Origin of the sequence: Lysobacter dokdonensis DS-58 (assembly GCF_000770795.1) — a bacterium.
GTDB lineage: Bacteria > Pseudomonadota > Gammaproteobacteria > Xanthomonadales > Xanthomonadaceae > Noviluteimonas > Noviluteimonas dokdonensis.
The window spans coordinates 1-9,203 of the sequence record NZ_JRKJ01000013.1; the positions used below are offsets into that span (position 1 = coordinate 1).

The window sequence follows — 9,203 nt, forward strand, 5'->3', positions numbered from 1 at the left end:
CGGGCGTGCCTGCGCCGCCGGAAGCGCCGCAACCGCCGCCTCCGCCGCCGCCGACCGATGCGATGCCGCCGCCTGCGGGCGCGCCGGTCACCGTGCGCGAACACGCGCCGGATTCCGTGTCGTCGAACTACAAGGTCGACTGGAGCGCGCTCGACAAGAACGGCGACGGCAACGTCAGCCGTGCAGAGGTGCGCGCCAGCGGAAACGACGATCTCGCACGCGAATTCCACGTGGTCGACGCCAACCACAACGGACGCCTGAGCAAGGAAGAAATGAAAGGCTGGCTGCGCTGACCACGCGTTGCAGCGGAGGAAGGAAAACGCCGGCGTTCGCCGGCGTTTTTCGTTTCGTCACACGCCTGCCGCGTGCTTCCACAAGGCATGCGCCAGGGGCGGCACTTTCCCCGCAAGGCCCAGCAACGGGCCGCGCAACAACGTCGTGGCCATGTCGTCGTTCGAGAACAACGCATTGATCGCGCTGAAGGCGTGCGCGTTCGTGGCATTCTCGCTGCGGCGCGTGCGCGCCCAACGCGCGAGGCGGTGGGGTGCAGTCCAGTCGATCCGGCGTGCGTTCGCCTCTTCGATCGACTTCGCAAGCGCCGACACATCGCGCAGGCCCAGGTTCACGCCTTGCCCCGCGAGCGGATGCACGACGTGCGCCGCGTCGCCGAGCAGGAGCACCCGGCCCTTTGCGTATTCGTTCGCGAGCTGCCGGCGCAGCGGGAATGCGGCGCGATTGGAATACAGCGTGAGTGCACCCAGCGTGTCCTCGAACGCGTTCGTAAGCTCGATGCCGAACGCCTGCGCATCGAGCGCGAGCACGCGCTCGGCCTCCGCATCCGGCAACGTCCAGACGATCGAACCCATGTGCTCGCCGCTCTCGCCGCGCGTGCACGGCAGCAGCGCGAGCGGGCCCGTCGGCAGGAAGCGTTGCCATGCGGTGTCGTCGTGCGGCCGCTCGCTCGCGACGTAGGCGACGACGCCCTTTTGCGCGTAATCGTGGCGCTGCGTTTCGAAACCGGCCATCGCGCGCACGGCGGACTCCGCGCCATCGGCCGCGAGCAACACGCGCGCATCGAGGGTGCGCCCGTCGTCGAGCCGCACCCGAACGCCGTCATCGTGCTGTTCGATGTCCTCGGCGCGCGCCGGCGCATGGACGCGCACGCCGGCGCCAGGCAACGCATTCCACAAACGATCGACGAGCAGGCCGTGTTCGACGATCCATCCGAGTTCCGCGCGCGCGAGCGTGTCGGCATCGAACGTGAGTTCGCCGCCACCGGCCGCATCCCACACCCGCATGCGGCGATACGGTTGCAGGCGCGCTTCGCGCACGCCGCGCCACGCACCGACGCTGTCGAGCAACGCGGCGTTGTCCGGTGCGAAGGCGTACACGCGCAGGTCGCGCTTGTCCGCCGACCACGCGGCGGGCGCCTGGGCTTCGAGCAACGCGACTTCGAGCCCCTGCCTGGCCAGCGCGAGCGCGGCGGCGCACCCGACGACGCCACCGCCGACGATCACCGCATCGAGACGGCCGCGACGACTCATGGCTCCCCCCTGCACAACCGCGGCACGTCGCCGCGATAGCCCAATGCGCCGCCGACCAGTTGCGCACGCAACGCCGGCAGATGCTGCAACGCGCCGAACCCGAGGCTGCGCAGCGGACGCATGGTGTCACCGTCGTTCGCGGTGAGCCGCGCCAGGCCGCCGGAGAATTGCAGCGTGCGTGCGCGATCCTCCGCGCGGCGGCGCGCGTGTTCGGACAGCAACGTGGCGTCACCGGGGTCGCCGCCCGCTTCGATCATTTCGGCGAGCGTCAGCGCATCGCGCAATCCCAGGTTGAACCCCTGCGCGCCGATCGGATGCAGGGTCTGCGCGGCATTGCCGACGAGGACCGCGCGCTCGCCGGTCAGCGACCGCGCGACGACTTGCACGATCGGATAGGCGCTGCGCGTGCCGCTCGCGATCAAGCGCCCCACTCGCCAGCCGAACGCCGACTGCAATCTGGCGAGCCATTGCGCCTCCGGCAACGCGGCGACCGCGTCGGCCTGGTCGCGCGGCACGCCATGCACGACGCCGAAATGCCCATCGCCCCGCGGCAGCAGCGCCGTCGGGCCATTGGGACCGAAACGTTCGTAAGCAGTGCCGTCCGGCGCGCGCTCGGTGCGCACGCGGGCGACGAACAGCGTCTGCCGGAAATCATGTTCGTCGACGCCGATGCCCAATGCATCGCGCACGATACTGCGCGTGCCATCTGCGCCGACGAGCAGCTGCGCTTCGATCGAATGCGCAGCGCCGGCGGCGTCGCGCATCTGCAACACGCGCATGCCCCCGCCCGACGACGCCGCCTCGAAACGCATCGGGCGCAATCGCGTGACGTGCGTGCACTCGTTCAAGCGCGCTTCGAGGGCGAGGCCGAAGTCGCGCGCGACGACGACCTGGCCGAAGGCGTCGCGGCCGTGCTCCGACGCATCGAGCACCACGCGCCCGAAATCGCCGGCACGGCTGACATGGATGCGGCGGATCGCGCCCGGGGGTGCGCGCAGGTGGCGCAGCACGCCCAATGCGCGCAGGCCGTGCACGGTGGCCTCGGCGAAACTGAGGTTGCGTTCGTCGAACACCGCGGGCGGGGCGCCGGCCGGCGCTGCTTCGATCAGCGCGACGCGGCGGCCGATGCGGTCCAGCGCGATGGCCAGGCTCGCACCCACGAGCCCGCCGCCGACGATGGCCACATCGAAACGGGTGCCGGGCATGGGGTGAGAGGTCCGTCGGGTCGGGTGGAGTATGCTAACGGTCCATCCGCTCCATCGCCCGTCACGCATGAATCGCGAGCCCGTCACCTCCGCCGCCATCGCGCCCGGCCCCATCGCCCTGGCCGGCCTGATCCTGATCGCCGCGCTGACGCGCCTGCTGCCGCATCCGCCGAACTTCTCGCCGGTCGAGGCCATCGCGCTGTTCGGCGGCGCCTATTTCGCCGCGCGCAAATGGGCGCTGCTGGTGCCGCTGGCGGGCATGTTCGTGTCCGACCTGGTGCTCGCCCGCATGATGGGCGGTTCGTATTCCGAATACTTCTCGACGCCCAGCTTCTGGATCGTCTACGCGTGCATCGCGCTCACCACGCTGATGGGCTTCGGCCTGCGCGGCAAGGTCACCGGCGCGCGCGTGCTCGGCTACTCGCTGGCGGGCTCGGTACTGTTCTTCCTCGTCAGCAACTTCGGCGTGTGGCTCACCGCGCAGATGGTGCCCGGCTATCCGGCGTGCACCACGGGCCTCGTGCCCTGCTACGCGCAGGCGCTGCCGTTCTTCCAGTGGACGGTGCTGGGCACGCTGTTCTATTCGGCGCTGCTGTTCGGTGGCTTCGCGCTGCTGCGCCGCCACGTGCCGGCGCTCCGCGCGCAGACGGTCTGATCGCCCCCGCTCGCGCGATGGGCAACCGCCTCAGCAAGATCTACACCAAGACCGGCGACGACGGCACCACCGGTCTGGGCGACGGCACGCGCGTTGCGAAGGATTCGGCACGCGTGGCGGCTTACGGCACGGTCGATGAAGCCAACTCGGCGATCGGCGTGCTGCTCGCCACGCCGTTGCCGGGTCCGCAGGGCGAGGCGATCGCCACGCTGCTGACGACGATCCAACACCAGTTGTTCGACCTCGGCGGCGAGCTGTGCATCCCGGGGCACGCGGCCATCCAGGAAAGCGACGTCGAAGCCCTCGAACGCCATCTCGACGCATTCAACGATCCGCTGCCGCCGCTGAAGGACTTCATCCTGCCCGGTGGCGGCGAAGCCGCGGCCCGCTGCCATCTCGCGCGCACCATCGTGCGACGCGCCGAACGCGAGACCGTGACGCTCGCGCGCCACGATGCCGTGCGCGCCGAAGCCATCCGTTATCTCAATCGCCTGTCCGACCTGTTGTTCGTGCTCGCGCGCGTGCTGGCGCGCGAGTCGGGCCACGGCGAGGTGCTGTGGAAACACGAGCGCCGCAAGTGATGCAGGCGTGGACGCACCCGGCGTGCCTGTTGCACGACACCGGCCCCGGCCACGCCGAACGCCCCGAACGCCTGCGCGCCGTGCTCGATGCGTTGCACGCCGCATTCCCCGCGCTGCAATGGCATGAGGCGCCGCGCGCCACGCGTGGCCAGTTGCTGCGCGTGCATACGCCCGAACTGTTGTCGACGGTGCTCGACACGAATCCCACGCAACGCGTGCACCTGGATGCCGACACCGTGCTCTCGCCCGCGTCGGCCGAGGCCGCGCTGCGCGCCGCGGGCGCCGCGGTCGCCGCGACGGACGCGGTGCTGCACGGGCAGGCCGACCGCGCGTTCTGCGCGGTGCGTCCGCCGGGCCACCACGCCACCGGCGATGTCGCGATGGGCTTCTGCCTGTTCAACAGCGCCGCCGTCGCCGCAGCGCATGCGATCGCGCACGGCAATCTCGAACGCGTCGCGGTGATCGATTTCGACGTGCACCACGGCAACGGCACGCAGGCGATCTTCGAACACGACCCGCGCGTGCTGTACCTGAGCTCGCACCAGTCCCCGCTGTATCCCGACAGCGGCTATGTCGAGGAGCGCGGCGAAGGCAACATCTTCAATGCACCGCTCCAACCCGGTGCGGGCAGCGATGCGTTCCGCGCCGCGTGGCGCGAGCGCCTGTTGCCCGCGCTCGAGGACTTCCGTCCGCAACTGGTCATCGTGTCGGCCGGCTTCGATGCGCACTGGCGCGACCCGCTCGCGCAACTGCAATTGCAGGCCGACGATTACGCGTGGGTCACCCTCGAGCTGGCGAAAGTCGCCGGCCGCCACGCGGGCGGCCGGATGGTCTCCATGCTGGAAGGCGGCTACGACCTGCAGGCGCTCGCCGAATGCAGCGTCGCGCACGTCGCGGCGCTGTCGGGTCTCGAACCGGCCTAGCCGCCGCCGACTTCGGCGACGGGATGGAAATCCAGCGCCGCCGAATTGATGCAGTAGCGCAGGCCCGTCGGCGGTGGGCCGTCGGGGAAGACGTGGCCCAGGTGCGATTCGCAGCTCGCGCAGCGGATCTCGACCCGGCGCATGCCGTGGCCCTCGTCGACGTGCTCGGTGACCGCGCTGGGCGAGACCGGTTCGAAGTAGCTCGGCCATCCGCTGCCCGAGTCGTACTTGGCGTCCGAGAGGAACAGCGGCGTGCCGCAGGCCACGCACGTGTACACGCCGTCGGCCTTGTGGTCCCAGTACTTGCCGGTGAAGGCGCGCTCGGTACCCGAGCAGCGGCACACGGCGTATTGCTCCGGCGTCAGTTGCGCGCGCCACTCGGCGTCGCTGCGGGCGGTCGCGGCGTTGTTGGGCTTGTCCATCGAGGCTCCTCGGCGTGCAGGGGCGGTCAGGGCACAGTGTGGCTCGTGCATGGACGCGGGGTGTTCAGGGGAAGTGAAGCCCCCGCGGCGCGCATTGCCCGTTTCGGGGCCATGCGGCATCCTGCCGGGCGACTTGCAACGACCGGGATGTCACGTGCGACCCAGACTCCGACCGACCACCCTCGCCCTGTGCATCGGGCTCTCGCTTTCCGCGCAGGCGTGGGCGCAGTCGATGGAGGACATGCCGCTCGACTTTTCGCTGTGTCCGGTCGGCAACGCGATCGCGCCGTTCGACGACGTGCCGGCCACCGGCATCAACATCGGGCCGCGCGCCGCACAGCCGACGGACATCGAAGGCGACGTGCTCTCGGGCACCGACGTCGCACCGCAGTTCGAAGGCAACGTCGCGCTGCGCCGCGGGGACCAGTTCCTCGGCGCGGACCGCCTGCAGTTCGACAGCGACACGCAGCGCTACATCGCCGAGGGCAACATCCGCTACCAGGACAGCGCGATGCGCCTGACGGCCGAGCACGCCGAAGGCAACCAGGCGCTCGACGAACACAAGATCCAGGACCTGAAGTACCAGCTGGTCTCGCGCCGCGGCAACGGCGAGTCGGAGGAGATCGACTTGCACGGCCAGCAGGCTGTGCTGCACGACTCCACGTATTCCACGTGCGATCCCAAGGACCGCCACTGGGAGTTGCGCGCCGACCGCATCGACGTGGATTCGGCCGAAGGCTTCGCCACCGCGCACCACGCGATCCTGCGCGTGGGCAAGGTGCCGGTGCTGTACGTGCCGTGGTTCATGTTCCCGATCGACGACCGCCGCCGCACGGGCCTGCTGTTCCCGTCGCTGTCCAACTCCGACCGCAACGGGCTGGACTACAAGCAGCCGATCTACATCAACCTGGCGCCGAACTACGACATGACGCTGTACCCGCGGATCATGACCGACCGCGGATCGATGCTCGGCGCGGAGTTCCGCTACCTCGACGAAGACGGCATGGCGACGGTCTCCGGCGCCTACATGCCCAACGACAAGTTGCGCGAGGACGACCCGGGTTACGGCGCGCGCGGCTACTTCGGCTTCAACGGGTTCCGCAACCTGACGCGCAATTGGCAGACGCGCGCGAACATCCTGCACATCAGCGACCCGCGCTACTTCGAGGATTTCAACAACTCGATCCAGGGCATCGCGGTGTACAACGCCCACAGCGACGTGGGCATCTACGGCCGCGGGCGCAACTGGACCGCCGGCCTGATGGCCGACCGCTACCAGCTCGCCGACTACACGCTGACCGAAGCCAGCCTGCCGTTCGACCGCCTGCCGCGTGCCTACGCCTCCTACACGTGGCGCGACTCGATCTTCGATATCGGCGTGGACGGCGAGGCCGTGCGCTTCCAGAAGGACGCGGCGTTCCTCGGACCGCCGGCCGGCCCCGGGATCCCGCGCGAATTCGAATCGGGCGGTGGCTCGCGCCTGGACATCAAGCCCTACGTGTCGTTGCCGCTGGAAGGCGCGAGCTGGTTCATCCGGCCGACGCTCGCCTGGCGTTACACCGCCTACCAGGTCGACCGCGATTTCGCGGTCGCGCGCCGCGCCGCGCGTTCTCCGACGCGCAGCGTGCCGATCGGCAGCATCGACGCGGGCCTGTTCTTCGACCGCGCGACGTCCTTCGACGGCCAGCCCTACCTGCAGACCATCGAACCGCGCGTCTATTACCTGCGCACGCCCTACCGCAACCAGGACAACCTGCCGGTCTTCGACACCGGCGCGCTCACCTTCAGCTGGGGCCAGATGTTCCGCGACAACCGCTACTCCGGCGCGGACCGGCAGGCGGACGCCAACCAGCTCACCCTGGCCTTCACCACGCGCCTGCTGCGCGAATCCGACGGCAAGGAGCGCCTGTCGGCCAGCATCGGCCAGATCAAGTACTTCGACGATTCGCGCGTGGTGCTGCCCGGCGAGCTGCCCATCGAGAAGGGGCGTTCGGCGTGGGTCGCCGACGCGTCGTGGGCCCCGAGCGACCGCTGGAGCATCGGCGCCTCCTACCAGTGGAACCCGAAGGAGCGCGAAAAGGACCTGGTGAGCGTCCGCGGCCGCTACACGCTGCCCGACGACGGCATCATCAATCTGTCCTACCGCTTCCGCCGCGACATCTCCGAGCAGGCCGACTTCTCGTTCCTGTATCCGATCAACCCCACCTGGAGCGTGGTCGGGCGGCATTACTACTCGATCCTCGACAGCAAGCCGCTGGAGCAGATCCTCGGCGTCCAGTGGGACAGCTGTTGCGTCGCCGTTCGGCTTGTCGGCCGGCGCTACGTGCACAATCGCGAAGGCGATCTCAGCCGCGGCATCATGCTGGAGATCGAACTGAAAGGCCTCGGCTCGGCCGGACAGGACACCCGCAAGACGCTGCGCAGGGCCATCCTTGGCTACAATCGCGGCGATCTGTACCTGGTGCCGCCGGAAACCGCCGCGGGCCAGCCCCCTGAGGACCCGGATCCCACGCCATGACCCATTCGTTCCGCTCCGCCGGCCGCACGCTCGCCGGCGCGTTCGCCGTCGCCCTCGCGCTGGTGCCCTTCGTCCACGCGCAATCGCTGACGCCGATCGACCGCCCGGTCGCCGTCGTCGAGGAAGACGTCGTGCTCCGCAGCGAGCTCGACCACGCCGTGGCCAACATCAAGGGCCAGTACGCCAACCGCACCGACCAGTTGCCGCCCGACGACGTCCTCGAGCGCCAGGTGCTCGAACGCCTCGTGCTCAACAAGCTGCAGGTCAAGCGCGCCTCCGATTCGGGCATCAAGGTGACCGACCAGGACGTGGACAACGCGCTCGGCCGCATCGCCGAGGGCAACAGCCTCACCGTCGACCAGCTGCGCGCACAGGTCACGCAGGGCCAGACGTGGGACGAGTTCCGCCGCTCGATCCGCGACGAGATCATGATCCAGCAGCTGCGCCAGAGCTTCGCGCAGGGCCGCATCACGGTCAGCGAGTCGGAAGTCGACGCCGCCGTGGCCGCGCAGGCCAACAACACGCAATACCACCTCGCCAACCTGCTGGTGCAGCTGCCCGATGGCGCCACCGCCGAGCAGATCGCGACCGGCCAGAAGAAGATCGAGGGCATCAAGGCGCTCATCGACAAGGGCGAGCTCGAGTTCAACGCGGCCGCGGTGCGCTACTCCGACGCGCCCAACGCGCTGGAAGGCGGCGACCTGGGCTGGCGCGGGCTGGATGAAATCCCGCCGACCTTTGCCAACGTGATCCGTTCGATGCAGACCGGCCAGGTCATCGGCCCGATCCGTGGCCCGAGCGGCTTCCAGCTGGTGAAGCTGGTCGAGCAGCGCGACGCCACCGGCGAAGGCACGCCCGTCACCGAGTTCCATGCCCGCCACATCCTGGCGCGCGTCGACGACGCGCATCCGGAAACCGCGGCGCGCCAGAAGATCGAGACGCTGTCCGCGCGCCTGGCCGGCGGCGCGGATTTCGAAGCGCTCGCCAAGAGCGATTCGGAAGACGCCGACACCAAGTCGCAGGGCGGTGACCTCGGCTGGTTCCCGTCGGATCGTTTCGGGCCGACCTTCGGCAGCCAGGTCGCGGCGCTCGCCGACGGCGGCGTGTCCAAGCCGTTCCGCACCGATGCCGGTTTCCACATCGTGCAGCGCGTGGGCACGCGCCAGGGCAAGACCAACCAGAGCCAGCGCGCGCAGATGCGCGAGGCCATCGGCCGCCGCAAGCTCGAGGACGAATACAACCGCTTCCTGCGCGAAATGCGCGGCGAGGCGTTCGTCGAGGTCCGCCTGGCCCCCGTGGCCACCGGCGAACAGCCGGCGGCGACGCCCGCAGCGCCGGCCGACACCGCGCCCGCC

At 69.6% G+C, this 9,203-nt stretch carries 9 protein-coding genes; 6 read left to right on the plus strand and 3 right to left on the minus strand.

All coding sequences use genetic code 11. The features are described 5' to 3' along the window. Window positions 1-293, plus strand: a 293-nt coding sequence (locus LF41_RS09860; RefSeq protein ID WP_052116305.1) for an EF-hand domain-containing protein, incomplete at its 5' end; no start/stop codon positions are given. A gap of 57 nt (window positions 294-350) precedes the next feature. Here LF41_RS09860 and LF41_RS09865 read toward each other — a convergent pair. Further along, the gene (locus LF41_RS09865; protein WP_036169140.1) at window positions 351-1,544 is read right to left on the minus strand and encodes a UbiH/UbiF family hydroxylase; all 1,194 of its coding nucleotides are present in this window, start codon (window positions 1,542-1,544) and stop codon (window positions 351-353) included. After that, on the minus strand, window positions 1,541-2,749 hold the full coding sequence (gene ubiH, locus LF41_RS09870; protein WP_036169142.1) for a 2-octaprenyl-6-methoxyphenyl hydroxylase: 1,209 nt from the start codon (window positions 2,747-2,749) through the stop codon (window positions 1,541-1,543). The genes LF41_RS09865 and ubiH overlap by 4 nt, the downstream gene beginning before the upstream one ends. A gap of 67 nt (window positions 2,750-2,816) precedes the next feature. Between ubiH and LF41_RS09875 the strand changes: the two genes are divergently transcribed. The 3 genes from LF41_RS09875 to LF41_RS09885 are packed head-to-tail and all read left to right on the plus strand — an operon-like array spanning window position 2,817 to window position 4,908. Then, a complete protein-coding gene (locus tag LF41_RS09875; RefSeq protein WP_052116306.1) occupies window positions 2,817-3,404 on the plus strand; it encodes a DUF6580 family putative transport protein in 588 nt (195 codons plus the stop codon). Window positions 3,405-3,421: 17 nt separating this feature from the next. After that, window positions 3,422-3,985, plus strand: coding sequence for a cob(I)yrinic acid a,c-diamide adenosyltransferase (locus tag LF41_RS09880; RefSeq protein ID WP_036169144.1), 564 nt, complete (start codon window positions 3,422-3,424; stop codon window positions 3,983-3,985). Further along, a complete protein-coding gene (locus LF41_RS09885; protein ID WP_036169146.1) occupies window positions 3,985-4,908 on the plus strand; it encodes a histone deacetylase family protein in 924 nt (307 codons plus the stop codon). The genes LF41_RS09880 and LF41_RS09885 overlap by 1 nt, the downstream gene beginning before the upstream one ends. Here LF41_RS09885 and msrB read toward each other — a convergent pair. Continuing rightward, the gene (gene msrB / locus LF41_RS09890) at window positions 4,905-5,330 is read right to left on the minus strand and encodes a peptide-methionine (R)-S-oxide reductase MsrB (protein ID WP_036169148.1); all 426 of its coding nucleotides are present in this window, start codon (window positions 5,328-5,330) and stop codon (window positions 4,905-4,907) included. The two genes, LF41_RS09885 and msrB, sit on opposite strands and share 4 nt — an antisense overlap. 154 nt (window positions 5,331-5,484) lie before the next feature. Between msrB and lptD the strand changes: the two genes are divergently transcribed. Continuing rightward, window positions 5,485-7,848, plus strand: coding sequence for an LPS-assembly protein LptD (gene lptD / locus LF41_RS09895; RefSeq protein ID WP_237577716.1), 2,364 nt, complete (start codon window positions 5,485-5,487; stop codon window positions 7,846-7,848). Beyond that, on the plus strand, window positions 7,845-9,203 hold a 1,359-nt coding region (locus LF41_RS09900), incomplete at its 3' end, for a peptidylprolyl isomerase (RefSeq protein WP_052116308.1). The genes lptD and LF41_RS09900, both read left to right, overlap by 4 nt.

Bases quoted from the DNA above. Each gene is read 5' to 3' on its own strand.
- LF41_RS09865 (WP_036169140.1), bottom strand. From the start codon at position 1,544: ATGAGTCGTCGCGGCCGTCTCGATGCGGTGATCGTCGGCGGTGGCGTC.
- ubiH (WP_036169142.1), bottom strand. From the start codon at position 2,749: ATGCCCGGCACCCGTTTCGATGTGGCCATCGTCGGCGGCGGGCTCGTG.
- LF41_RS09875 (WP_052116306.1), top strand. From the start codon at position 2,817: ATGAATCGCGAGCCCGTCACCTCCGCCGCCATCGCGCCCGGCCCCATC.
- LF41_RS09880 (WP_036169144.1), top strand. From the start codon at position 3,422: ATGGGCAACCGCCTCAGCAAGATCTACACCAAGACCGGCGACGACGGC.
- LF41_RS09885 (WP_036169146.1), top strand. From the start codon at position 3,985: ATGCAGGCGTGGACGCACCCGGCGTGCCTGTTGCACGACACCGGCCCC.
- msrB (WP_036169148.1), bottom strand. From the start codon at position 5,330: ATGGACAAGCCCAACAACGCCGCGACCGCCCGCAGCGACGCCGAGTGG.